This is a genomic window from Actinoplanes sp. ATCC 53533 (assembly GCF_003947245.1).
Genome location: NZ_QHHV01000130.1, coordinates 32,107 through 54,982, shown reverse-complemented (window position 1 = coordinate 54,982; position 22,876 = coordinate 32,107). Strand labels below are relative to the sequence as shown.

25 protein-coding genes are annotated in these 22,876 nt (G+C 71.9%); 10 read left to right on the top strand and 15 right to left on the bottom strand.

What is annotated here, in order from left to right; genetic code table 11:
* From DMB66_RS36705 to DMB66_RS36685, 5 genes are all read left to right on the top strand, one after another.
* Window positions 1-205, top strand: a 205-nt coding sequence (locus DMB66_RS36705; protein ID WP_199752842.1) for a transposase, incomplete at its 5' end; no start/stop codon positions are given.
* On the top strand, window positions 202-402 hold the full coding sequence (locus DMB66_RS36700; protein ID WP_125802094.1) for a hypothetical protein: 201 nt from the start codon (window positions 202-204) through the stop codon (window positions 400-402). The genes DMB66_RS36705 and DMB66_RS36700, both read left to right, overlap by 4 nt.
* A gap of 96 nt (window positions 403-498) precedes the next feature.
* Window positions 499-1,395, top strand: a complete 897-nt coding sequence (locus DMB66_RS36695) for a hypothetical protein (protein ID WP_125808722.1) — start codon at window positions 499-501, stop codon at window positions 1,393-1,395.
* A 403-nt stretch (window positions 1,396-1,798) separates the two neighbouring features.
* On the top strand, window positions 1,799-2,782 hold the full coding sequence (locus DMB66_RS36690; RefSeq protein WP_125808721.1) for a hypothetical protein: 984 nt from the start codon (window positions 1,799-1,801) through the stop codon (window positions 2,780-2,782).
* A 167-nt stretch (window positions 2,783-2,949) separates the two neighbouring features.
* The gene (locus DMB66_RS36685; protein WP_125808720.1) at window positions 2,950-3,315 is read left to right on the top strand and encodes a helix-turn-helix domain-containing protein; all 366 of its coding nucleotides are present in this window, start codon (window positions 2,950-2,952) and stop codon (window positions 3,313-3,315) included.
* A gap of 22 nt (window positions 3,316-3,337) precedes the next feature.
* On the opposite strand, the gene DMB66_RS36680 is transcribed toward DMB66_RS36685, so the two are convergent.
* The 10 genes from DMB66_RS36680 to DMB66_RS36635 form a co-directional block, all read right to left on the bottom strand.
* A complete protein-coding gene (locus DMB66_RS36680) occupies window positions 3,338-3,949 on the bottom strand; it encodes a ClpP family protease (RefSeq protein WP_125808719.1) in 612 nt (203 codons plus the stop codon).
* The gene (locus DMB66_RS36675; protein ID WP_125808718.1) at window positions 3,946-4,572 is read right to left on the bottom strand and encodes a ClpP family protease; all 627 of its coding nucleotides are present in this window, start codon (window positions 4,570-4,572) and stop codon (window positions 3,946-3,948) included. The genes DMB66_RS36680 and DMB66_RS36675 overlap by 4 nt, the downstream gene beginning before the upstream one ends.
* 104 nt (window positions 4,573-4,676) lie before the next feature.
* A complete protein-coding gene (locus tag DMB66_RS36670; protein WP_199752841.1) occupies window positions 4,677-5,198 on the bottom strand; it encodes a shikimate kinase in 522 nt (173 codons plus the stop codon).
* 1 nt (window position 5,199) lies between these two features.
* Complete coding sequence (locus DMB66_RS36665) at window positions 5,200-6,258, bottom strand: D-2-hydroxyacid dehydrogenase (protein ID WP_125808717.1); 1,059 nt, start codon at window positions 6,256-6,258, stop codon at window positions 5,200-5,202.
* Window positions 6,255-7,277 carry a zinc-binding dehydrogenase gene (locus DMB66_RS36660; RefSeq protein ID WP_158647491.1) on the bottom strand — a complete coding sequence of 341 codons (1,023 nt, stop codon included), beginning with the start codon at window positions 7,275-7,277 and terminating at the stop codon, window positions 6,255-6,257. Before DMB66_RS36660 ends, DMB66_RS36665 begins: the two co-directional genes overlap by 4 nt.
* Window positions 7,278-7,285: 8 nt before the next feature.
* On the bottom strand, window positions 7,286-8,263 hold the full coding sequence (locus DMB66_RS36655) for a zinc-binding dehydrogenase (RefSeq protein WP_125808715.1): 978 nt from the start codon (window positions 8,261-8,263) through the stop codon (window positions 7,286-7,288).
* An 18-nt stretch (window positions 8,264-8,281) separates the two neighbouring features.
* A complete protein-coding gene (locus DMB66_RS36650; RefSeq protein ID WP_125808714.1) occupies window positions 8,282-9,430 on the bottom strand; it encodes a substrate-binding domain-containing protein in 1,149 nt (382 codons plus the stop codon).
* A 62-nt stretch (window positions 9,431-9,492) separates the two neighbouring features.
* Entirely contained in the window at window positions 9,493-10,563 is a 1,071-nt protein-coding gene (locus tag DMB66_RS36645; protein WP_125808713.1) for an ABC transporter permease, read from the bottom strand.
* Window positions 10,563-12,104 carry a sugar ABC transporter ATP-binding protein gene (locus tag DMB66_RS36640; RefSeq protein ID WP_199752840.1) on the bottom strand — a complete coding sequence of 514 codons (1,542 nt, stop codon included), beginning with the start codon at window positions 12,102-12,104 and terminating at the stop codon, window positions 10,563-10,565. Before DMB66_RS36640 ends, DMB66_RS36645 begins: the two co-directional genes overlap by 1 nt.
* A gap of 143 nt (window positions 12,105-12,247) precedes the next feature.
* Complete coding sequence (locus DMB66_RS36635) at window positions 12,248-13,048, bottom strand: IclR family transcriptional regulator (RefSeq protein WP_199752839.1); 801 nt, start codon at window positions 13,046-13,048, stop codon at window positions 12,248-12,250.
* Between the two features lie 385 nt (window positions 13,049-13,433).
* Between DMB66_RS36635 and DMB66_RS36630 the strand changes: the two genes are divergently transcribed.
* The 3 genes from DMB66_RS36630 to DMB66_RS36620 are packed head-to-tail and all read left to right on the top strand — an operon-like array spanning window position 13,434 to window position 16,153.
* Window positions 13,434-14,192 (top strand): cyclase family protein, encoded by a 759-nt coding sequence (locus tag DMB66_RS36630; protein WP_199752838.1) that lies wholly within the window; start codon window positions 13,434-13,436, stop codon window positions 14,190-14,192.
* 36 nt (window positions 14,193-14,228) lie between these two features.
* Entirely contained in the window at window positions 14,229-15,266 is a 1,038-nt protein-coding gene (locus DMB66_RS36625; protein ID WP_125808712.1) for an NAD(P)-dependent oxidoreductase, read from the top strand.
* Window positions 15,263-16,153 carry an NAD(P)-dependent oxidoreductase gene (locus DMB66_RS36620; protein ID WP_125808711.1) on the top strand — a complete coding sequence of 297 codons (891 nt, stop codon included), beginning with the start codon at window positions 15,263-15,265 and terminating at the stop codon, window positions 16,151-16,153. Before DMB66_RS36625 ends, DMB66_RS36620 begins: the two co-directional genes overlap by 4 nt.
* Here DMB66_RS36620 and DMB66_RS36615 read toward each other — a convergent pair.
* Complete coding sequence (locus DMB66_RS36615) at window positions 16,133-16,372, bottom strand: hypothetical protein (protein ID WP_125808710.1); 240 nt, start codon at window positions 16,370-16,372, stop codon at window positions 16,133-16,135. The two genes, DMB66_RS36620 and DMB66_RS36615, sit on opposite strands and share 21 nt — an antisense overlap.
* Before the next feature lie 111 nt (window positions 16,373-16,483).
* Window positions 16,484-16,930: a DUF6069 family protein gene (locus DMB66_RS64370; RefSeq protein WP_125808709.1), complete on the bottom strand. Its 447-nt coding sequence runs from the start codon at window positions 16,928-16,930 to the stop codon at window positions 16,484-16,486.
* Between the two features lie 100 nt (window positions 16,931-17,030).
* Between DMB66_RS64370 and DMB66_RS36605 the strand changes: the two genes are divergently transcribed.
* Window positions 17,031-17,486, top strand: coding sequence for a MarR family winged helix-turn-helix transcriptional regulator (locus tag DMB66_RS36605; RefSeq protein ID WP_125808708.1), 456 nt, complete (start codon window positions 17,031-17,033; stop codon window positions 17,484-17,486).
* A 54-nt stretch (window positions 17,487-17,540) separates the two neighbouring features.
* On the opposite strand, the gene DMB66_RS36600 is transcribed toward DMB66_RS36605, so the two are convergent.
* Together DMB66_RS36600 and DMB66_RS36590 are read right to left on the bottom strand one after the other, a co-directional pair.
* On the bottom strand, window positions 17,541-18,530 hold the full coding sequence (locus DMB66_RS36600; protein ID WP_199752846.1) for a hypothetical protein: 990 nt from the start codon (window positions 18,528-18,530) through the stop codon (window positions 17,541-17,543).
* 212 nt (window positions 18,531-18,742) lie between these two features.
* Complete coding sequence (locus DMB66_RS36590; protein WP_199752837.1) at window positions 18,743-19,576, bottom strand: MerR family transcriptional regulator; 834 nt, start codon at window positions 19,574-19,576, stop codon at window positions 18,743-18,745.
* A 97-nt stretch (window positions 19,577-19,673) separates the two neighbouring features.
* On the opposite strand from DMB66_RS36590, the gene DMB66_RS36585 reads away from it, so the two are divergent.
* Window positions 19,674-20,750 (top strand): Gfo/Idh/MocA family protein, encoded by a 1,077-nt coding sequence (locus DMB66_RS36585; RefSeq protein ID WP_125808705.1) that lies wholly within the window; start codon window positions 19,674-19,676, stop codon window positions 20,748-20,750.
* Here DMB66_RS36585 and DMB66_RS65635 read toward each other — a convergent pair.
* Window positions 20,719-22,842, bottom strand: coding sequence for a translation factor GTPase family protein (locus DMB66_RS65635; RefSeq protein WP_125808704.1), 2,124 nt, complete (start codon window positions 22,840-22,842; stop codon window positions 20,719-20,721). The genes DMB66_RS36585 and DMB66_RS65635 overlap by 32 nt on opposite strands.
* Window positions 22,843-22,876 lie beyond the last annotated feature (34 nt).

The window sequence follows — 22,876 nt, the reverse complement described above, 5'->3', positions numbered from 1 at the left end:
CCGCCGCACCGACGTCGTCGGGATCTTCCCCGACCGCGACGCCGTCATCCGCCTCGTCGGCGCCGTCCTGGCCGAACAACACGACGAATGGACCGAAGGGCGCCGCTACTTCGCTCTCGACGTGCTCGACCGCGCCCGCACCACACCCACCACCATCGTGTCCACCGCGACCACCGAGGACCTACAACTGGAGACCGCAGCATGACCCACCCGACCGGCGAGCACGCCATTCCCGACCCGGCCGAACGCGCCGCCCTCAACACCGCCCTGATCAACGACAACATCGAAACCGGCTGGTGGGACGACCAAGCCCGGCCCGCACCCTGGCCCGACGACATCGACCAATGGCAACCCGCCACCGGTGAACCCATCACCGGCGAACCCGGTCAACCCCTCCTCTAACCAAGATCAAATCGGAAGATCACCCAATACACCACGTCCAGGGACTTGACCGACATAAGGAGACCGCCATGGAATGGCTAACGTAGTATTCACTGAATGACGCTCGCAGATTCATGCGAACAATACCAGTGGAATCCCATTGATTCGGGTGCATCCCACTCACAGCTTGCGGGAACCCTCGCCGCTCTCGTTCTCACGGTAACGGTGGTGTTGCTCAGCACGTCGCCACGAAGGCCGAATCGCACATTTGCGCTCATCCAATTTTTGGCCTCCCTGTTTTCGCTCACCTACGCCGCCTACTTATTCTCGCTGATTGCAGGCTTACAGGACTGTCGCCAAGCCTGGCGGCTGCTCATGGTCGCCGCCGACGGCTTGGGCGTCGGCGTGCTGGGGATTTTCGGCGGGCTGTCATGGCTGGTCATTGCGCGAGGCGACGTTGAGGACGCGGTCAACCGGTTCACAACCACGATCGGGTTCATCGTTGCGGGGTTTGTCATCATCGACTTGTCCGCGACTGCGCACGACTTCCGGGTACGGATCCTTACCCCTGAGGAAATTCCTGACTGGGTGGGTGTTGCCCTCATTGTCCATATCGCACTCGCCGCCGCAGCCTTTGTGGCAGTGGCCGTGTCGCGGCGAAGCATTCGGCCCAACGGAATGAGATCAGTAAGGGCCGCGGCTGTCTCCACGCTCGTGTGCACCATCGTGGGAGGGCTATCCATGGATGCAATAATGAAGAACACGGGTGACGGAGATGCGCCGAGCTGGATCAATGTCGTCGCTTTGCTCGTGGCCGTAGTGCCGGGCACCGTCGCAGCCATCATTCACCTGTATGCGCTCCCCACGCGCGGCGCTCGCGAATATATTCTTGGTCGACATTCCGTCCGCCAATTCCCGCTTCAAGCCAAGAATGCTGACAGCATCGAGAAAGGCCCGGGCGAGCCGAAGGCAGCCGGAGCAACGAAAAGCCGAGTGCCGCGCCGGAACCGGTGAGCTGCAATGCAATGAATTGCGTTTGGTAGCTGCATGACGGGTCGATCCCGTTCACCATGCGACCTACTCTGTTGTGTCAAGTTCGAGATCGTCGCCGTTGCCGCGCAAACCCCGGGCATGGCTCACACCCCTTGAATGGAAATTTGGCTCGTTAACTCGCCTGTGCGAGGAACAAATCAAACGTAGCCCTCGGTGTTCAAGGCTCTGGCATAACGCGCGATCGACTGCGATGATCTGCCGCCGATCGCGCGCTGGTCGACCGCATGCCGCCACACTCGGTGGTCGGTCAGCGCTCGGCCGCCTCCTGGACATGGCCGATGAGCGGATGAATGATCACAGGGTCCGGTCTGGTTGGCGGCGCGGGTGTGGCATCCATGAGTGACAGCGGCGCTATTCTGCGGCGATGCGTCCTGTCATGATCGCCGAGGTTTCTCTTCCGCCGGTGGGGTGGGTCAGCCGGGTCGCTGGAGTCGGGTGGATGGTGACTCATCCGTCGGAGTCGTCGGTAACGGTTCTTGACACCGGTCTTCGCGTTGTCGCACGCATAGTGGCGCCGGTGTCGGCGCGGCGGCTCATGGCTGCTGTCAGCCAGCGGCATCTAGCCGCGGTGACCATGGACGAACTTGTGGTCTGTGATCAGCGCGGCCGGGTGCTGTGGCGACGTGAACATTCGATCCCCTCCGCCGGTCTACCCTGCACGCCGAACTGCTATCTCGATATTCAAGGAGTTCTGTGGGTATACCTGCCGGTCGATGACGAGTTGGTCGCCTACGACGCGGTCACCGGTGCAGAGCTTGACCGCGTCCAGCTGGGGTCCTCGGTCGGTGCGGCGTACTTCGTTCCCCACCCCGACGGCAGGCGGGTCGGCATGCACCTCGCCATGGGGCAGGATGCCCCGCTGAGTTACCTGGCCTGGTTGGTCGATGGACGGATCCAGGGCCGCGATCTTTGCGGCGGGTTCGTGAACGGCTTCACCTCCACCGGTGATCGGTATCTGGCACTACCTCACGGTGATGTACCGGAGATCTCCATCCGTGACGTATCCACCTGCACGATCGTCGTCGCCAGTGGTCCTACGGAGATTCCGGCATACGATGCACACAGTGACTACCGCCTCATGGAGGCAGGAGCGCTGATCAGCGACGATCTCGTCCTCGTGGCCGTCAACACCGACGACGAGGACTTTGAGGACCATCTGTTGCTGTCCACCCGGAGCTTGCGTTGGCAGGCAAACATCGACTACGGCGTCGACATGACCCAGAACGCCATCGCGGCGACCGACGGCCAGGGTCGTTGGCTTACTCGAGGGCCGAACTCCACCGTGCGCCTGTGGCAACTTCCTGACCGCATCACCGATGAGATTCCCGGACAGCTCGACCTCTGGTGACACCGACCCCTGAGCCGGCCGCCAATCCGGATCTGCCGCGCTGAGGACACTGGCGCTCTTCGTCGGCGGTGACGCACGGTGCTCGAGGAGCAATACACGCCGCCGCTTCGCTCCTGGCTTAACCGCCGGGACCTCGCGGTGGCGAGGTCCCGGCTTATGGTGAGCCCATGGTGGACTTCCGGCACACCGATCGTCGTTCCCGGCCGTTGCTGCGCACGGTGGTCGGCGAGGTTCTGCGCCGTCGGCGGCAGGAGCAGCGCCGCACCCTCGCCGAGGTGGCCCGCGACGCGAGTGTCTCAGTGCAGTACCTCTCCGAGGTCGAGCGCGGCCGCAAGGAGCCCAGCTCGGAGATCCTGGCGGCGGTCTGCGACGCGCTGCGTATCGATCTGGCGGACATGCTCGCCGAGGTGCGGCAGGACCTCACCGCCGGCCGCGCCACGGTGCTGCAGCTCGACCCCGCCCGGGTGCGCCGGGCGGCCCACGCCCCGGCCCAGCCCACGCGTAGCGGCGACGTCGTGCTGCTCGCCGCCTGATCCGCAGGGTGCGGCCCGCGTGTTACGCGCTCAGGCGGTACGTGCGGGACGGGCGGGTGGTGATCACCTGGTCGGCCAGGCCGTAGGCGACCGCCTCCGCCGCGTTCAGCGCCATGCTGCGGTCGGTGTCCTCCCGGATCTTCGCGGTCGAGTGGCCGGTGTGGTCGGCGAGGATCCGGTCCATCTCGGCCCGCACCTTCGCCACCTCCTTCGCCTCGACCGCCAGGTCGGGCAGTGTGCCGCGGGCCTGGCTCGACGGCTGGTGCAGGGTCACCTTGGCGTGCCGCAGCACCGCGCGCCTGCCCCGGGTGCCGGCCGCCAGCAGAGCCGCCGCCGCGGACGACGCCTGCCCGACGCAGAACGTCGTGATGTCACAGCGGACGAAGTTCATGGTGTCGTAGATGGCGGTGAGCGCGCTGAACGAGCCGCCCGGCGAGTTGATGTACAGCGCGATCTCCTGCTCGCCGGCCGACTCCAGGTGCAGCAGCTGGGCGATCACCACGTTCGCGACACCGTCGTCGATCTCGGTGCCGAGGAAGATGATGCGGTCGGAGAGCAGCCGGGAGTAGATGTCGTAGGCGCGCTCGCCATTCGGCGTCTTCTCCACCACGGTCGGAATCGTGTACTGACTCATGCGCTCAGCCCTATCGGCAGGTGCTGGACCATGGGGCGCACGTCGTCGACGCTGCCCAGAATGTGGTCGATCAGCCCGTACTCCCGGGCCTGTTCGGCGGTGAACCACCGGTCCCGCCGGCTGTCGCGCTCGACGGTCGCGATGCTTTGCCCAGTGTGTTCGGCGGTGAGCCGGAGCAGGGTGGTGCCGATCCGTTCCAGTTGCTCGGCGTAGATCTCCACGTCCGCGGCGGTGCCGCCGAAGCCGGCGGACCCCTGGTGCATGAGGACCTGCGCGTGCGGGAGGCTGAAGCGCTTGCCCGGTGTGCCCGCGGTGAGCAGGAACTGGCCCATGCTCCCGGCCAGACCGAGCGCGAGGGTGCTGACGTCGTTCGGGATCAGCCGCATCGTGTCGTAGATGGCCAGCCCGGCGCTCACCGACCCACCCGGCGAGTTGATGTAGAGGCTGATCGTGCCGCGCGGATCCTCGGCGGAGAGCAGCAGAAGCTGCCCGCACAGCCGGTTCGCCACCGGGTCGTCGACCTCACTTCCCAGCACGATGATCCGCTGGTGCAGCAGCCGCGCGGCCACCTGGTCATCGATGGACCCCGCGGTCCAGGGGCTGAGCCCATTCGCGAGTCGCATGCTCTACCTCTCCTCGTTGTCGGCGTTCCGGCCTCCACGATCGACCCGGAAACGCCGACACCCCAAAGAGATCTGCTGTCAGCAGACGGCGCGCTGTCCTGGCGTCAGTCCCCCGCTCCCCGGGCCAGCAGCGGCAGGATGCCGGCCGCAACGTCCGCCGGGTCCCGCTCATCGGTGTCCACCACGAGGTCCGCCAGGCACAGCGTGGCGTCGCGGGTCCGGAACATCCGGCCCAGGACGACCCGTGGCTCGGCGTCGAGCCAGGGCCGGCCTTCGCCGGGCCCGATCCGGCCGGCCAGGGTGGCGGGCCGGGCCCGCAGATACACCGCCAGCCCGGCGGCGCGAAGCACCGCGAGGTCGTCCGGGCGCTCGGCGACGCTCGCCGCGATGCCGGCCACATACGGCGGCGCGACGTCGAGCAGGGCGTGCAGTTGGCGCGACTCCTGCAGGTGCAGGGCGCCGCGGCCCAGCGCCGCGAGACCGACGGTGTCGATGCCCGTGCGCCGGCGCAACAACAGATCGTTGTCCAGGTACGGCCAGCCGAGCAGCCCGGCCAGCGCACCCCCCACGGTGGACTTGCCGGCACCCATGAGGCCGAGCAGAAAGACGCGTTCGATACCCGGCACGTCAGTAGCCCACGGCGAGATCGACCACGTTGCGCAACGGCTGACCGGTCAGCCAGCGGTAGAGGTTGTCGGCGAACAATTCCACCAGCCGGTCGTCCTCGTCCGTGCCGAGCGCGGCGGTGTGCGGGCTGATCAGCACGTCGTCGCGCTGCCACAGCGGCGAGGCGGCGGGCAACGGCTCCGGCTCGGTGACGTCGAGGACGGCACCGCGCAGCCGGCCGGCGTCCAGGGCGGCGACCAACGCGCCGGTGTCCACGACGGTGCCGCGCCCGACGTTGACCAGGATCGCGTGCGACGGGAGCCGGGCCAAGCGGTCCGCGTTCAGCAGGCCGACGGTCTCCGGGGTGCCGGGTAGCGTCACGATGATGGCGTCACTGCCGGGTAGCGCGGCGTCGAGGTCGGCGAGCCCGATGGTCCGGTCGACCCCGGGGACCGCGGGACCGCCGGGATTGCGCCGGACCCCGGTCACCTCCGCCCCGAACGCGGCGCACAGCCGGGCCACCTCACGGCCCACGCCACCGAGTCCCAGCAGCAACACCCGGCTGCCGCGCAGTTGCCGCATCGGCCAGCGGCCGGGCCACTGCGCGGCCCGTTGCTGGCGCAGCAGCCGGTCGAGGTCCTTGGCGAACGCCAGCAGGCCGAAGACCGCGAACTCCGCCAGCGGCGTGGCGTGGACGCCGGCCGCCGAGGTGACCACCAGCCGAGCGGCGATCTCGGCGGCGAGGCCGGCCCGGCGGGCCTGTTCGCCGGCCCCCGCCGCGGTCCCCTGCACCCAGGCAACCGTCGGCGCGGTGGAGACCAGCGCGAGCAGGCCGGCCGGGGCGTCGCCGGGCACGCCGAGGGAGATGTCCGTCCCGGCGAGCAACCGGTTCCACCGGGCGGTGGTGTCGGCCGACCGCCGCCAGCCGGGATCACCGGCGTGGTCGGCGGGAAAGCGCTGCGGCGGGACCAGCGACGGCTCGTAGCGCACCTCGACCGTCGTGCCGGCCCGGGCGGCGGCGGCCGTGATCGCGGCGGTGGGATCCAGGGACAGCGGCACGCAGACCGACACGGTCGTCATCGCGACCACCCCGGCATGATCACTGCCTTCACGACCCGCCGCGCGGCGACGTCGGCGAACGCGTCCGCCCAGTCCTCCAGCGGATACGACCTGGTCAGCGGCTCCGGGTCGTACCCGGCGGCCATCAGCCGCAGGGCCCGGTCCCAGGTGGAGTACTCGCTGGACAGGCTGAAGTGCACGGTCAGCGACCGGGACACCGCCTCGTCCAGCGCCACGAGGCCGGGTCCGTGCCCGCCGATGCCGAGGCAGACGACGCGGCCGAGGCTGCGGCTGATCCGGATCGCCGTGGTCAGGGCCTCGGCAGCGCCCGAACTCTCCACGACGGCGTCCACGCCGACCCCGCCGGTCACCGCCGCGACAACGGCCAAGACGTCCTCGCGGTCGGTGGTCACGGTGGGAAATCCCAGCTCGCGAGCCAGATCGAGCCGGTCGGCGCTGGACGAGCGGCCCAGCACCAGCACCTCGGCGGCGCCGGCCCGCCGGGCCAGCAGCGCCGAGACGATCCCGATCGGCCCGGGTCCGATGACCGCCACCCGTTCGCCCGCCCGCAGGCCGAGCCGGTCGAGGCCGGTCAGGCAGATCGCGCTGGGCTCGGTCAGGACGGCGGCCAGGTCGGCCACCCCGTCCGGCACCCGGTGCAGCAGGTTCGCCGGGAGCGCCACCTGATCGGCGAACGCGCCATTGATCCCCCAGCCCGGCGAGCGCTTGTGCGCGCAGAGATGGATGGCGCCGCGCCGGCAAGCGTCACATCGGCCGCAGGCGAGGGTGTGCTGCTCGCAGACGACCCGATCGCCGACGGCCCAGCCGCTGACGTCCGGTCCGAGTTCCACGATCCGCCCGACGTACTCGTGGCCGAGCACGACCGGAGGCCAGTTCTTGTGCTCGTCGTCGACGATGTGCAGGTCGGTGCCGCAGATCCCGCAGGCGATCACGTCGATGACCACCCACCCCGGCTCGGGGCTCGGCGCCGGCCAGTCGGTGGCCAGGGTGACGTGCCCCCGGCCCTTGGCGGTCTTCACGAGCGCTCTCACTCGGCGCCGCCGGCGATGAGTACCTTGAGCTCGGTGCCGGCCCGCAACCGGGTCACCGCGCCGACCGCCTCCCGCAGCGGGACCACCGCGGTGACCAGCGGGTCGGGATCGATGGCGCCGCCGGTGACCAGGCTGACGGCGACCGCGACGTCGTCTGGCGTGTAGACCCTGGTGCCCAGCACGGTCAGCTCCCGGAAGAGCACATCCTGCAGGTCGACGCCGACCACGCCGGGGTACACGCCGGTGGTGACCAGGGTGCCGCCGGTCGCGACGAACCGGGTCACGCCCGGCGCCACCGACGGATGCCCGGTGCAGTCGAACACGACCGGTGCGACGCGTGCCGCCGCGTCGGCGTCGATGACCTCAAAGCCGAGGTCGGCCGCGGTGCGCGCCCGCCGCGCCACGGGCTCACCGACGGTGATCCGCCCGGCGCCGGCCTGCCGCGCGCACATCGCCACGACCAGGCCGATCGGCCCCGCGCCGATGACGTGCACGGCCTCGCCGAGGCGCAGCCCGGAGCGGCGAACGGCCCGCACCCCGACGGCGAAGGGCTCGATCATCGCCGCTCGCCGCAGGTCGACCTCCGCCGGCAACGGCACCAGCCCGGCCACCGGCACCGAGACCTGGCCGGCGATGCCGCCCGGCCCGTCGATGCCGACCAGCCCGAGCCGATCGCAGATGTGCGCCAGCCCTCGCCCGCAGGGCGGGCAGACCCCGCAGGACAGCAGCGGATTGACGAAGACCGGCGCGCCGGCGGCCAGGTCGCCGGACGGCTCGGCGAGCCGCCCGACGATCTCGTGCCCGAGGACCAGGCCGGGCCTGGCGCGCGGGTGTTCGCCCGCGCAGATGTGCAGATCGGTGCCGCAGATGCCGGCGTACGCGACGTCGAGCAGGGCCCGTCCGCTCCGCTGGTCCGGCCGGGCCACCTGGTCGACCGCGATCGAGCTACCGCCGTGCCACACGAGGGCCGGCATGGTCGAGGAAGGCACTGGTCACTTCCCCCAGATGGACTTGTACGCGTCCCGGTAACCCGCCGGGTCCCAGGAGGCGGAGGTGCCGACGTTGGCGGCCGTGGTCAGGTGCGCCGGCGCGACGTATCCGCTGGCCGGTTCCCCGGCGAAGGCGCGGTTGAACTCGTCGACGATCTGCCAGCCCTGCTCGGCCAGCGGCTCCGGGACGGTCGCCGCCTGGTACTGCTTGTCGCGGATCCGCTGGAAGGCCGACGGGTCGCCATCGCCGGCACCGATGTTCAGCGGCGCGCCGGCACCGTCCTTGCCGCCGGCCCGCAGCGCCGCGGCCGCGTCGGCGAAGTACAGGTCGTTGATCGCCACCGAGTGGGTCCATTTGTCGCCGAAGCGGGACAGCAGCGAGGAGACCTGCTGCGGCGTGCGCGTGCTGGTGTCCGGGATCGGGATGTTCTCGTACGAGAGCACCTTGACGGTCGCGCAGGTCTCCAGCTGCTTCTTGATCATCTGGGACTTGTTCTCGGCGAACGGGATCGAGGAGTCGGTGAAGATGACGGCGCCGGCGGTGCCGTTGGACTGCGCGATGATCCAGTCCGCGCTGATCTTCGCGACATCCTCCACCTTGGTGGTGACGTTGGAGAACAGCTTCGGGGTCGCGCTCGGCCCGGGCGTGCCGACCGCGTGCCAGCCGATCAGCGGGATGCCCGCGTCGTTGGCCTGCTTCAGCTGCTGTGCCGTCGAGTTCGGGTCGAAGCCGCCGATCACGATGCCGGCGGGTTTGAGCGCGATGGCCTGGCTGAAGGCGGCCTGGATGCCGGCCGGGGTGCCCTGGCCGTCGACCACCCGAACGGTCCAGCCGATCGTCTTACCGGCCTCCTGGACGCCCGTGGCCACGCCGGCCACGCCCGGGTTGGTCATCGTCTGCGCCACGTACACGATCGTCTTGCCGGCGGTGGCTTTCGGCCCGGTGGTCGGGCCGGTCCACGCCGCGTTGGGATCCTCGGCCTGCTGGACCGCGGCCTTCGCCGCCGTGAAGGCGTCGGGGCAGCCGCTCGCGCCGGTCGCGGCCGTGGTGGCGGCGTCGGCGGAACTGGTCGAACCGCGGGAACAGCCGGTGATCGTCAACGCGACCGCCAGCACGGCCGCGGGTGCGGCTCGGTGTCGGGAAATGGGCATGGTGGCTCCCTTTGTCGAGGGCGAGAAGGCAGTGCGGTGGAAGGACCGGCGGAGTTCGGTGCTCAGGCCGGTATCGACGGGGTGGAGACGGGGGTGTCGCTCGCCGGTGCGGGCGGCGTTGAGGCACGGGTGGCGGCGGCGCCGGCCCGCAGGCGACGCCGGGCGGAGTAGCCGGCGAGGCCGACGGCCACGACCAGCGTCACGCCGTTGAACAGCGGGGTGACCCAGAACTGCGCGCCGAGCTGGCCGATCCCGGACAGCCCGATCGCCAGGATGGTCACGGCCACCAGCGTGCCGATCGCGTTCGCCCGGCCCGGCCGGATGGCGGTCGAGCCGAGGAGCGCGCCGACGAAGGCCGGCAGCAGGTAGTCCAGGCCGACGCTGGGGTTGCCGATCTGCTGCTGCGCCGCGAGCAGCACCCCGGCCACGCCGGTGACCGCGGCGGAGCCGACGAAGGCGAGGATGACGTACCGGCGGGTCGGGATGCCGACCAGGTTCGCCGCCCGGGTGTTCGAGCCGATGACGTACAGGTAGCGGCCGAAGGGAAGCCGCTCCAGCAGCACCCAGAGCACCACGGTCACGAGGACCACGTAGGTCGCGGCGACCGGCAGACCCAGGAACTTCGAGTCGTAGAGGTCGGTGAAGGACGGCGGGAGCCCGGTCGGGCCCGGCACGATCCGGGCGCCGCCGGTCACCCAGCCGGTCACCGCGTACAGCACGCTGCCGGTGCCGAGGGTGGCGATGAACGAGTCGATCTGGGCGAACTCGACCAGGGCCCCGTTGACCGCGCCGACCAGGCCTGCCCCGGCGATCACCGTCAGGCAGGCGAGCGGCCACGGCCAGCCGCCGTTGACCACGAGCTGCATCGTCATGACGTGGGCGAGGCCGAGGCCGTACCCCATGGAGAGGTCGAATTTGCCGGTGACGATGGGGATCATCGCGCCGAGCGCGAGCATCGCCGGGATGGCCTGGTTCGACAGGATCGAGGTGATGTTGGTCAGGGTGGGGAACGTGCCGGGCAGGATCAGCGAGAAGACCACGAACAGCGCCACGGCGAGCACGAGCAGGCCGTACGGGCCGACCAACTGACCGAGGTGGCGCCCGCCGGCCGGGCGCACGGCGTCACTCGCCATCAGGCCGCCGCCGATCCGGTCGTGGTGGGCGCCGCCGAGGCGGCGGAGGTCAACTCGGTCACGGTCAGCGCGCCACCGGACAGTTCGGTGGTCACCGCGCCTCGGACGAACACCAGGGCTCGACGGCACACGTTGGCTACTTCCTCGAAGTCGGTGGAGATGAGCAGGACCGCGAGCCCCGCGCGCAGCGCGTCGTCGAGCAGGCGGTAGATCTCCGCCTTCGCGCCCACGTCCACGCCGGCCGTCGGCTCTTCCAGGATCACCAGCCGGCGGCTCAGTCCGAGCCAGCGGCCGATCATGACCTTCTGTTGGTTGCCACCGGAGAGGGTGGCGATCGGTGCCTCGCCGTTCGCCGGCCGCACGTTGAAGCGCCGCACCAGCGCGTCCGCCTCGGCGCGTTCCCGCGACGGCCGCATCCAGGTGGCCGGGCGCAGGCCGCGGGAACGCGGATTGATCAGGAAGTTCTCGCGCACGGTGAGTTCGAGCGCGCAGCCCTCCTCCTGCCGGTTGCTGGTCACCAGCGCGACCCCCGCGGCCACGGCGTCGGCGACCGAACGCGGGTGGTAGCCGGTGCCGTCGAGCCGCGCCTGCCCGGCCGTGATCGGGTGCGCCCCGGCCAGCGCCCGCCCCACCTCGAGGTGGCCGGCGTTGGTGAGGCCGACCATGCCCAGCACCTCGCCGGCGCGGACCTCCAGGTGCACCGGTCCGGCGCCCGGGACGCACAGGTCGTCGAGCCGCAGCACGACGTCGCCCACCGGGTCCGTGGCGGCGCGATAGCTGACCGGCTCGTGCCCGACGATGTCGGCGACGAGCCGGCTCGGCGAGTGGTCGGCGAGGGCGCCCCGGGCGACCAGGCGACCGTCGCGCAGCACCGCGACGCTGTCGGCCACCTCGTAGACCTCGTCCAGCCGGTGGCTGACGTACACGATGCCGTGCCCGGCGTCCCGCAGCGTGCGCAGCACCGTGAAGAGCCGGGCGCAGTCGGCCGCGGGCAGGCTCGCGGTGGGCTCGTCCAGCACGATGACGGCGGCCTCGGTCGCCAGCGCCCGGGCGATCGCGACCAGCGAACGGTCGGCCCGGCTCAGGTCGATGATCCGGGCGTCGGGATCCAGGTCCCGCCCGACCGTGGCCAGCGCCCGCACGCAGCGTTCCCGGGCGGCGCGCCAGGAGATCAGACCGGCCCGGCGGGAGTAGCCGGTGCCCAGCGCGACGTTCTCGGCGACGGACATCCACTCCACGAGGCCGAGGTCCTGATGGATGAAGGAGACCCCGCGCCGGGCGGAGTCGCTGCCCAGCGGCGCCCCGCCGACCTCGACCGCGCCCTCGTCGGCGCGGTAGACCCCCGCCAAGATCTTGATGAGCGTCGACTTGCCGGCGCCGTTCTGGCCGAGCAGCGCCAGGATCTCGCCGCCGCGCAGGTCGAGATCGACCTTGTCGAGCGCGAGGGTGGCGCCGAAGCGCTTCCCCAACCCCCGGATACGCAGCAGTATCTGGTCGTGCCCCGCCGCCTCAGCGGGGGACGCGTCGCCACGTGACTTCAAGCCGCCCACGGCACCTCCACCGGACCATCAGCCGGCGCATCTCGTCCGGTCTGTTCAACATGCTGTTCGATGAACAGAATATTGGTCAAGACCACGAGGCAAACTTGTTGCCGGAAGATTACCGATCGAGGCGGCCCGCTGGGCTACTTTGCGGCGTTTACCCTTTGTGCGCCCGGCTGCAGCGGGTTTTCCATGCCGGCCGCGACCCCGCGCAGCTCGGCCAGCAGTCCCTCACGCAGCTCGTCGTCGAGGCGGGCCTTGAGCGCGGTCACGCTGATCGCGAACGGCGCCGACTCGGTGCGGAAGCCGGCCACCGGCACGGCGAGGCACACCACGCCGATCGTCGCCTCCTCGTCGTCGACGGCATAGCCGCGCTCGCGGGTGGCGGCCAGCTCCGCCAGCAGCCCCGGCACCGTGGTGATCGAACGCTCGGTGAGCGCGGGCAGCGCCTGGCCGCCGCGCAACCGGTCGGAGACGACGGCCGGCGGCAGCGTGGACAGGATCGCCTTGCCGGTGGCCGTACAGGTGGCGGGAAACCGGTCGCCGATGCTGGCGGTGAGCCGCAGCGGCTGGGTGCCGTCGTACCGGGCCAGATAGAGCACGTCCAGGCCGTCGAGCACGGCCACCCGCACCGTCTCGCGGGAGAGCAGGGGCGCGCGCCGGCAGAGCTCGTAGAAGTCCCTGATCTGGTCGACCGTCGACAGGTAGCGCCCGCCCAGCTCGGCCAGCTTGCGACCGAGCGCGTAGCCGTGACCGTCCCGGGTGATCAGCCCGGTCTCCTCCAGCGACGCGCACAGGTTGGCCGTCGACGACTTCGGCAGCGCGAGGCTGCGCGCGATGGCGCTGACCGAGAGCCGCTCGCCCTCGGCCGCGGCGAGCGTGTCGAGGATGGCCGCCGCACGGATGATCGCGGGCACCAGACTTCCCGAATCGCTTGCGCTCACAACTGTGCTCCGTCCATGATACTGACCATAGTACAGAATATTGGTCATGATGCGGTGGCGTTCGGTTCCGCCGACGCACCGCCCGCCCGGGTTCCGCGCCATCGCGAGAACGTGGCGACGGTAACGCATGGTCCACGCGGACGGTCGCGCCGTCACGCCGAACGGACAGGAGCAGAGATGGCCGACAGCGACGGGTCCGAAGCCCGGACCGCCGCACCGCCCGGCAACGGCCCGGCGGTGTCGCCGGCGGAATTCGACGAGATCTTCGCCCGGGTGCAGGCCTGGGGGGCGTTGGGACCGCCCCGAACTGGGCGCCGCCAACCAGCTCACCCCGGCGGGCACGGCGACGGCCGCCGGCCTGGTCCGCAGCGGCGTGGTCGTCCCGATGGCGCTGCCGTGGAACACCGTGGCCGGGCCCGACAACGCCAAACCCGCCCTGCACTACATGTCCGACCTCGGCGACGCGGAGCCCCCCGAACCGTCCACCCACAAGGATTTCATCGCGGTCGACTACCACGGCAAGGCCGTCAGCCACCTCGACGCGCTGTCCCACATCGCGTACCGCGGCCAGCTCTTCGACGGCCGGAACGCGCGGGAGGTGATCGGCTCGGGCGGCGCCCGGTTCGGCTCCGTCGACCAACTCGGGCCGATCGTCACCCGGGGCGTGCTGCTGGACATCCCGATAGAGCACGGCGTCGACTGGCTGGAGCCGGGGCAGGCGGTGCACGCCGACGACCTGCTGGCCGCCGAGCAGCGGCTCGGCGTACGGCTCGAGCGGGGCGACGCGCTCCTGCTGCGGTCCGGGCACTTCCTGCGGCGGCGCCGGGTCGGCGCCTGGGACCCGTCCGCCGCGAGCGCCGGCCTGCATGTCGACGCCATGCCGCTCCTCGCCGAGCGGGGCATCGCGCTGCTCGGCGGCGACGGCGACAGCGACGTACGCCCCTCGCCTGTGCCCGGCGTGCACTCACCCATCCACATCCTCGCGATCACCGCGATGGGCGTGCCCCTGCTGGACAACCTCGACCTCGAAGCGCTCTCCGCCGCATGCGCGGAGGCCGGCCGCTACGAGTTCCTGCTCGTGGTGGCCCCGCTCAACATCCCCGGCGGCACCGGCTCACCGGTCAACCCGATCGCGATCCTCTAGCTACCCCACCAGCATCGACTGCAGGAAGGCTCGCCCATGACACCGTTCCAGGTCGGCGTCAGCCGGGACTTTCTCGGCGCCGACGGGCGCAACCTCTGGGGCGACATCGGGCTCCACGCACTCGACGAGGCCGGCGTCCGATGGAGTTACCTCGACCGCGACACCGACGAACTGATCGCCGCGGACCTCGCCGGCCTCGACGGAGTCATCTTCGCCGCGCCCGCCATCACCCGGCGCACGTTCGACCCGGCGATCCCGGGCCCGGCGGTGTTCGCGCGCTTCGGCGTCGGCTACGACAGCGTCGACCTGGCCGCGTGCACCGCACACGACACGGCGGTGACCATCACGCCGGACGGTGCCCGGCGACCGGTGAGCACCGCCGCGCTGACCCTGCTGCTCAGCGTGCTGCACCACGTGGTGGTCAAGGACCGGATGGTGCGCCAGGACCGGTGGCAGGAGAAGACCGCCTGGATGGGCCGCGGACTCACCGGCCGGTGCGTCGGGCTGATCGGGCTCGGCAACACCGCCACGGATCTCGTCGGGCTGCTCCGCCCGTTCCAGGTGGACGTGGTGGCCTACGACCCGTACCGGACGCCGGAGTCGGCCCGCGAATGCGGGGTCCGCCTCGCCGACCTGGACCCGCTGCTGGCCCAGGCGGACGCGGTCATCGTCATGGCCGCGCTCACCCCCGAGACCCGGCATCTGATCAACGCCCGCCGGCTGGCGCTCATGCGACCGTCCGCGGTGCTGGTCAACGTCGCCCGAGGGCCGATCGTCGACGAGACCGCCCTCGCCGCCGCGTTGCGGTCCGGCCGGCTGGCGGGCGCCGGCCTGGACGTCTTCGAGACCGAACCACCCGCGGCCGACAACCCGTTGCTCGGGCTGGACAACACGATCCTGAGCCCGCACGCGCTGTCCTGGACCGACGAGATGGCCACCGGCAACGGCGACAGCGCCGTCCGGGCGGTGCTCGACGTCCTCGCCGGGCAGGCGCCCCGGTACGTCGTCAACCGGGACGTGCTCGACCGGCCGGGCTTCCAGCGGCGCCTCGCCGGGCTGACGGCTCCCCGATGAGCACCGCGAACGGCCCGGCGACCGTGGGCTTCGCCGGCCTCGGCGCGATGGGCCTGCCGATGGCGGTCAACCTGGCCCGGGCCGGCATCGACACGGTGGCCTGGAACCGCAGCGCGGCCGCGGGGGTCCGGGCCGCGGCCGCCGGGGTACGGGTGGTCGCCCGCCCGGCCGACGTCAGCGCGACCGCGAGCACGGTCATCACGATGCTCCCCGACCTGCCACAAGTGCGCCAACTCCTCGAGGCACCCGACGGGCTGCTCGGCGCCGGCACCAGACTGGACACGCTGGTAGTGATGGGCACGGTCTCGCCGGTGGGCGTCCGGGAGCTCGCCGGCGAACTGCGACCACGTGGGGTGGCAGTCATCGACGCGCCGGTCAGTGGCGGCCGGCGCGGCGCGACGGACGCGACCCTCTCCATCATGGTCGGCTCGGACGAGCGTGACTTCGGCAGGCTTCGGCCCTACCTCGACGCCATGGGCCGTACGGTCCGGCACATGGGCCCGGTCGGCACCGGCTCGCTGACCAAGGCCTGCAACCAGCTGGTCGTCGCCGGGACGCTCGCCGCGCTCGCCGAGGCTGTCGTCCTGGGCGAGCGCGGCGGCCTCGCGCCCGAGGCGCTGCTGGACGTCCTCGGCGGCGGGCTCGCCGCCTCCGAAGTGCTGATCCAGAAGCGCGACCACCTGGTCGGCGGCGATTTTCACGGCTCGGGACCGGCCGACTACCTGGTCAAGGACCTCGGCTTCGGGCTCGCCAGCGCGGCGGACTCAGGCGCCGATCTGCCGGTCACCACCGCCGTGGCAGCCCTCTACCGGTCGGCCGTCGCCGACGGGTTGGGCCACCTCGACAACAGCGTCATCCTGGACGTGCTACGCCGGCGCGCCCGGTGAGCGATTCACCGCACGCATCCATTCGCGAATGACGGGTAGGGCGGCCCCGATCACCGAATCGGCAAGTGGCTCCGCATCGTCCTCCGCGACGTCGCCCATGCTGGCAGCCAGCCGCATGTATGCGCGTCCAGCCTCCAACACCGCCAGCGGCACATCGTGGAGATCATGATCTGGGTACTTCGCGTATTCCGGGTCCGGCTTCCCATCGAAGGCAGTCACAACGCGCAGATTATCCGAGAGCCGGGCGCCGGCGAAGCCGAGGACGTGGTGCGAGAGGCGCTAGACGCACGGCGCTCGGGTGGTGGCACTTCCGAGACGCCATCAGCCGGTCTACCGTCCCGGCGCGGGCCGTGCACTCGTGCGCCGGAGGCCCGGGATGAGCACGGCCGCGACCGCGACGTGCGTGAGCGCCAGCACCACCTTGCTCCCGCCGGACGTCTCCACGCCGGCGAACGGGAGGAACGAAACCGCCAGGATCACGAGTGCCGCGACGGTCCAGATGGCCACGGCGTGGGCGGTGCTTCGCTCCAGGATGGCCAGCGCCGCCCAGCCGAGCAGGCTGGACGCCAGCGCCACGAAGGCGAGCTCAGCCAGGCCGAGATCCATAGCCGGCCGCCCGGGCGAGACCACGACCAGGTCGTGGCCGAGCAGGGGCTCACCGATCACCCACACCAGGACGGTCGCGAGCACCGCACCGCCGACCACGAGCAGCCGGTTGCCCGCTCTGCCGAACCGTCTCGTGCGCGCTGCCTGCTCCGCATTCGTCGCTACAGCCATGACATCTCCTTGAGGAAGTCAAATGTTGAGCATGTCAACCTTTCGCGAGCCTAACATATACTTGGGAAGCTCAACTATCGAGGACACGTACCATTGAGTCATGACTGCAGAGGCCGCCAACTCACCTGCCGCCGCCGACCAGCTGACCACTGAGCTGGCCGACCTGGTCTTCCAGGTCGCGGGCCGGCTTCGGCAGGGGTTCAACGCGATCGCGGCGGACCTGGAGCTACCGCCCGCCCAGGCCCTCGCCCTGGTCAACCTGCGCGGCCCGGCACCGATGCGCGACCTCGCCGACCTGCTCAGCTGCGACGCCTCCAACGTGACCGGGATCGTCGACGGACTGGAGCGCCGTGGCCTGGTGACCCGCCAGGCCGACCCGGCCGACCGGCGGGTCAAGCACCTCGTGCTGACCCAGGAGGGCCGGCGCCGTCGCGACCTGCTGGGCGCCAAGGCACACACCAGGGCCGCCGCGCTCTTCGACGTGCTGGATGCGGACCGCGGTCACCTACGCGATCTGCTCGCGGCTGTCGTCAACCACGAGCAACGACGGCCGTGACCGTCAAGCCGGGCCGCTGACAGCCCAACGATCCAAGCCCTCCGGCGTGGGCTGTCATTCGCCCTTGGTCGGTGCGGGCGAGTAGCCGCGGTAGCCGATGGCGCCCTCGCCCACCCGCTGGTAGGTGCCGAGGAAGACCTCGCCGGATCCGGTGAACGCGACCGTCCCGGTGTTGCCGCGCTTGTCGCGCCAGCTCGCCCGGACCGGGGGCAACGACTCGGCGCCGACCGCGAAGGTGATCCCGTCGGAATCGTGCCAGCCGCCGCCCCACCCCTCCTCCGTCCGGAACCGGCGCCCCGCCACGCCGGCGACGGGGTGATCGGCCCGCCAGCGCCCGGTCAGCGTGCCGCGGAACTCGTACGGCGACTGCGCGCCGGCCGGGCGGCACCAGCCGTAGATCTCGTCCAGTTCGGCGGTGAAGGTGACCGCGTACTCCGCGCCGGAGGTGTCCGCCCAGGCGAGGTGTTCGAGCAGGCTCTGCTCGCCGCGGTCCACGTACGCGATCACCGCCGGGCCGGGCTGCCAGTCAGCGTCGTCGTCCTCGGCCGGCAGGAGGTCGGTCTCGTACCGGAGCACCGGCTCCTCGGCCGCGCGCCGGTCGATGGCCCGCGCGGACCGGCGCCGGTCGAACACCGCGTCGATGGTGATCCGGTAGATCCAGAGCATGCTGCCGGCGTCGACGGCGCTGGCCAGCCGGAGCTTGTTGGCGCCCGGCCGCAGCCGGCCGGCGGGGATGACGAAGTCCATGTGCTGGGGAAGGTCACCGCCGCCGGGGATGCGCCAGTCGTGCACCAGGCACCGGTCGTTGACGGAGATGTCGAGGGGCGCGAAGCCGACCGCGGCGCCCAGCTTCGCCACCAGCGCCACGATCCCGAGGGTGGCCTCCCCGCCGGCGTCCGCCGCCGGCACGTCGAACGTCAGCTCCACCGAGCCGTCGGCGTCCAGCGTGAGAAATCCCCCGCTCGCGACGCCGCGGTCGATGCGCAGGACGGCGTTCGAGGTCGAGGCCGGATTCTCGGCGAAGGTTACGTAGGTCGGCTGCATCGCGCGATGGTATCCGCCGGACAAAAGGGCAGAGACCGGGCCTCGTCAGGGCAACAAGGCCCGGTCGGTGCGCCGGCCCGGCGAGCAGGAGCAGCCACTTGGCCGGGCCCTGCCAGGCGCGCTCCTGCACCAGCGGCAGCAGGATCAGCAGCACGCCGGCGCCGCATGGAGCCGCATGTGCCCGGCGGCTCGGGCGGCAAACCCGGCTGTGCTCAGGCGTACGGGACTGCCACGTCACACACCAGGTCGTCCGGTGCGCCGTGGTCCGGGTCGGCCGGGTAGCCGTACACCTCGCGCGGGGGTGCCGTGACGAGCAGGCCCCGCTCGCGGACCCAGCGGCGGGCGGCGTCGTAGATCGACAGGATCTGCGGCGGCTCGAAGTGGCCGCGGATCACCGGGATGTACGCCTCGGTGTGCGCGGGCTCGTGCCGGACCGCGCTGCCGGCCAGGCCGGCGGCGTCGGGCGGGACGGGCACGCACACCTCGACCGGTCCGTCGCTGTCCTCGGTGACCTCGCCGTGGAACACCACGAACCGGGGCCCGGCCGGACCGCCGTGGCGCGCCGCCACCTCGGTGAGCCGGGCGCCGGCCTCGCGGATCCACCGCAGCTCGCCCGAGGTGACATACCGCTGCTCGGTGAGGACCGCCTGGGCCGGTACCTCGCGAGTGGCGACCGGCCAGTCGCCGGCCGGCGCGCGGGCCTCGCCGGCGAGGCTGCGGACGAGGCGGTCGGCCAGGTCGCGCTGGGCCGCCAGCCGCCGCTCCACGTCCTGCCAGTACCGGGCCAGCGCGGCTCCGGCGTCCGCGCCGCCGGCGCCGAGGATCTCGGCGATCTGCGACAGCGGCATGTCCAGGCGGCGCAGCAGCACGATCAGCCGGGCCGCGTAGAGCTGGCGCTCGGCGTACCGGCGGTAGCCGTTGCCCGGGTGCACCTCGGCGGGGCGCAGCAGGCCGCTGCGGTCGTACAGGCGCAGGGCCTTGACCGACAGCCGGGACCGGCGGGCGAACTCGCCGGTGGTCAGCAGGCCGGGTGCGTCCTCAGCCACGCGCGGCCTCGGGGGTACGGAGCTCGGTCACGCGGCCAGCATGCCGCCTGCCCCAGGGGCCGGGTCAAGTGTCCCGCGGCCGGATAAAGTGCGCCGGATGACCTCCTTCGCAGTGGTGGGCGCCGGCTGGCGCGCCGAGATGTTCTGGCGGCTCTCCGCCGGCCTGGAGGGCGTGGAGTGCGTCGGCGCGGTGGTCCGCTCCCCCCGCGAGCTGCCCGTGCCGGCCTTCGCCTCGCTCGCCGAGTGCGTGGCGGAGACCGCGCCGGACTTCGTGGTGACCGCGGTGCCCTGGCAGGTCAATCCATCGGTGATCGTCGAGGCCGTGGAGCGCGGCCTGCCGGTGCTGGCCGAGACGCCGCCGGCCCCCGACGCCGCCGGGCTGCGGGAGCTGTGGGCGGCCGTGGGCGGCTCCGGCCTGGTCCAGGTCGCCGAGCAGTATCCGCTGATGCCCTCGCACGCCGCCCGGGCGGCGGCCGTGCGCGCCGGGCTGATCGGCACCCCGACCCAGGTGCAGGTCTCCTCCACCCACCGGTACCACGCCGTCGCGCTCATCCGGGGCCTGCTCGCCGCCGGGCGCGGCCCGGTCACCGTGCGCGCGAGCCGCACCACCGCCCCGCTGGTGAACCCGCTGACCCGGGCCGGCTGGACCGACGACCCCGAGCCGCGGCCGGCCACCACGACCATCGCCACCCTGGACTTCGGCGACGGCCGGTCCGGGCTCTACGACTTCACCACCAACCAGTGGCACAACCAGCTGCGCTTCCGGCGGCTGCTGGTGCGCGGCAGCCACGGCGAACTGCGCGACGACGAGGTGGTCCGGCTGGGCGCGCCGCGCACCCTGGTGCGTTCGCCCCTGGTACGCCGCCAGACCGGCTACGACCTGGACCTCGACGGCTTCGACACGGACACCATCACGTACGGCGGCGAGGTGCTGTACCGCAACCCGTACCAGGGCCGGCGCTGGAGCGACGAGGAGATCGCCATCGCGACGCTGCTGGAGGCCACCGCCGCGTGGGTGCGCGGCGCCGGGCCGGCGCCCTACCCGCTGGCCGACGGCGCCCAGGACCACCTGATCGCGCTGGCCGTCGAGGAGGCCGCCGACACCGACCGTACGGTCACCACCGGCACCGAGGCCTGGGCCGTCACCGGGCCGACACCGGCAGCCGGGAGCTGAGGAAACGCAGGTATTCCTCGTAGTTCAGGGGGTTGCCGTCCAGCCGGGGCCGCCGTGGGGCGGGCCCGCGCAGGAGACGGTCGGCTCCGGGGCGGCTCCACAGCGCACCCTCCCCGTGGGTGAGCCCGGGCAGCGCGCCGGTCAGCTCGTGCGTCAGCCGGGCCGGCAGCAGGCCCGTGACGACCCAGGACTCCCCCCGCTCGGCCGAGCCGGTGACGTCGGCGCCGAGCACGGCCAGCCGGCCGAGCACCGCGCTCAGCGCGCCGGCCGGCACCTCGGCCTCGAACGCCTGGCACGGCTCGTACACCCGGGTGCCGGCCGCGCGCAGCGCCCGCAGCAGCACGACGGGTGTCAGGCCGCGGAAGTCCGCGGCTGTCGACACCGGTGACTTGTAGCCGGCCCGGATGACCGTCACCATGCAGTCGACCACCTCCCAGCCGGTCAGTCCCTGCTCGACGGTCCGGCGGACGGCCTCCTCGGTCGCCCGGTGGAAGGCCTGCGGCACCGCGCCCGGCTGCACGTCGCGGCGGTAGCGCAGCCCGGAACCCGGCGGGCCCGGCTCGACCCGCAGCCCGACGGTCGCCCAGAAGTCGTTGGACCGGCGCGGGTCGAAGGCGATCACGCACTCGCCGGCGCCGGTCACCCGTTCGAAGTAGACGGGCCGGATCTCGCCGAACTCGGCGGCCAGCCCGAAGTCGCGGGCCAGCCGGTCGGCCAGCACCTCGCGCTGGACCGCGCCGTAGAGCAGCACCGAGGTGTCGCCGCCGGCCACCACCCGGGTCCGGATCAACGGGTCCTCGTCGGCCAGCGCCGACAGCGCGGCGTGCAGCCGGATCCGCTGCGCCGGGTCCCGGGGGCGGACCAGGGACTCCAGGCTCGGCGGGGAGAACTGCGGCGCCGGGGTGCGCTCGTCGGCGGGGCCGAGCCGGTCGCCGACCCGGACGCCGCTGAGGCCGTGCACCCGGCCGATGGCCCCGGCGGTGAGCTCGGTCTCCGCGCCGCCCACCACCTCGAGCGTGGTGATCCGTCCCCGGATCTGCCGGGCCGCGCCGCCCGGTTCCGCCCGGTGCAGCACGACGCGCTGCCGCTCGCGCACCGAGCCGGAGAAGAGCCGCAGGTAGGCGACCTTCTCGCCGCCGGCCCCGCGCTCGACGGCGAAGACCATCCCCCGGGGTTGCTTCCTGTTTTCCGCCGCGGGTTGGCCCAGCCCTCGGGGTTGCTTTCTGTTTTCCGCCGCGGGTTGGCCCAGCCCTCGGGGTTGCTTTCTGTTTTCCGCCGCGGGTTGGCTCAGCCCCCGGGGTTGCCTGCTGTTCTCCGCCGTAGGTTGGCTCATCCCCTGGGTGCCGGGCGCGGTGGGCGGGCCGGGGCGCAGCAGCGTGGCGATGCCCTCGGCCAGCGGCGCGGTGCCCGCGCCGCTGGTGGCCGAGCCGAAGAACAGCGGGTGGACGTGGCCCGCGCCGGTCTGCGCGGCGAGCAGGTCGCGGACCTGGCCGGGGGGCGGGGGCCGGTCGTCGACGAGCCGGGCCAGCAGCTCGTCGTCGTGGTCGGCCAGGGTCTCCGCGGCGGCGGTTTCCCACGCCCGCGGCACCGTCCGGGCCGCGGGCGTGCCGGCCTCCCGGACGGCGTTCATCGCCACCGCGTCGACGCCGAGCTTCGCGCGGATCTCGGCGAGCAGGGCGTCGCCGCGCGCGCCCATCCGGTCGATCTTGTTGACGAAGATCAGCGTGGGGATGCGCAGCCGGCGCAGCGAGCGCATCAGCACCCGGGTCTGCGCCTGCACTCCCTCGACGGCGGAGAGCACCAGCACCGCGCCGTCGAGGACGGCCAGGGCGCGTTCCACCTCGGCGATGAAGTCGGGGTGCCCGGGGGTGTCGATGAGGTTGACCCGCAGGTCGCCGAGCGGAAACGAGGCCACCGCGGAGCGGATGGTGATGCCCCGCTCGCGTTCGAGCTCGCCGCTGTCGGTGGTGGTGCTGCCGGCGTCGACGCTGCCGAGCGCCGCGACGGCGCCGTGCGCGAAGAGCAGGCGCTCGGTGAGGCTGGTCTTACCGGCGTCGACGTGCGCCAGGATGCCGAGATTGAGCGTGGGCAAGGAGATCCTCGGAGGTCAGGGAACGGATGGACGG

Bases quoted from the DNA above. Each gene is read 5' to 3' on its own strand.
- DMB66_RS36700 (WP_125802094.1), top strand. From the start codon at position 202: ATGACCCACCCGACCGGCGAGCACGCCATTCCCGACCCGGCCGAACGC.
- DMB66_RS36695 (WP_125808722.1), top strand. From the start codon at position 499: ATGACGCTCGCAGATTCATGCGAACAATACCAGTGGAATCCCATTGAT.
- DMB66_RS36690 (WP_125808721.1), top strand. From the start codon at position 1,799: ATGCGTCCTGTCATGATCGCCGAGGTTTCTCTTCCGCCGGTGGGGTGG.
- DMB66_RS36685 (WP_125808720.1), top strand. From the start codon at position 2,950: ATGGTGGACTTCCGGCACACCGATCGTCGTTCCCGGCCGTTGCTGCGC.
- DMB66_RS36680 (WP_125808719.1), bottom strand. From the start codon at position 3,949: ATGAGTCAGTACACGATTCCGACCGTGGTGGAGAAGACGCCGAATGGC.
- DMB66_RS36675 (WP_125808718.1), bottom strand. From the start codon at position 4,572: ATGCGACTCGCGAATGGGCTCAGCCCCTGGACCGCGGGGTCCATCGAT.
- DMB66_RS36665 (WP_125808717.1), bottom strand. From the start codon at position 6,258: ATGACGACCGTGTCGGTCTGCGTGCCGCTGTCCCTGGATCCCACCGCC.
- DMB66_RS36655 (WP_125808715.1), bottom strand. From the start codon at position 8,263: ATGCCGGCCCTCGTGTGGCACGGCGGTAGCTCGATCGCGGTCGACCAG.
- DMB66_RS36650 (WP_125808714.1), bottom strand. From the start codon at position 9,430: ATGCCCATTTCCCGACACCGAGCCGCACCCGCGGCCGTGCTGGCGGTC.
- DMB66_RS36645 (WP_125808713.1), bottom strand. From the start codon at position 10,563: ATGGCGAGTGACGCCGTGCGCCCGGCCGGCGGGCGCCACCTCGGTCAG.
- DMB66_RS36630 (WP_199752838.1), top strand. From the start codon at position 13,434: ATGGCGCTGCCGTGGAACACCGTGGCCGGGCCCGACAACGCCAAACCC.
- DMB66_RS36625 (WP_125808712.1), top strand. From the start codon at position 14,229: ATGACACCGTTCCAGGTCGGCGTCAGCCGGGACTTTCTCGGCGCCGAC.
- DMB66_RS36620 (WP_125808711.1), top strand. From the start codon at position 15,263: ATGAGCACCGCGAACGGCCCGGCGACCGTGGGCTTCGCCGGCCTCGGC.
- DMB66_RS64370 (WP_125808709.1), bottom strand. From the start codon at position 16,930: ATGGCTGTAGCGACGAATGCGGAGCAGGCAGCGCGCACGAGACGGTTC.
- DMB66_RS36605 (WP_125808708.1), top strand. From the start codon at position 17,031: ATGACTGCAGAGGCCGCCAACTCACCTGCCGCCGCCGACCAGCTGACC.
- DMB66_RS36600 (WP_199752846.1), bottom strand. From the start codon at position 18,530: ATGCAGCCGACCTACGTAACCTTCGCCGAGAATCCGGCCTCGACCTCG.
- DMB66_RS36585 (WP_125808705.1), top strand. From the start codon at position 19,674: ATGACCTCCTTCGCAGTGGTGGGCGCCGGCTGGCGCGCCGAGATGTTC.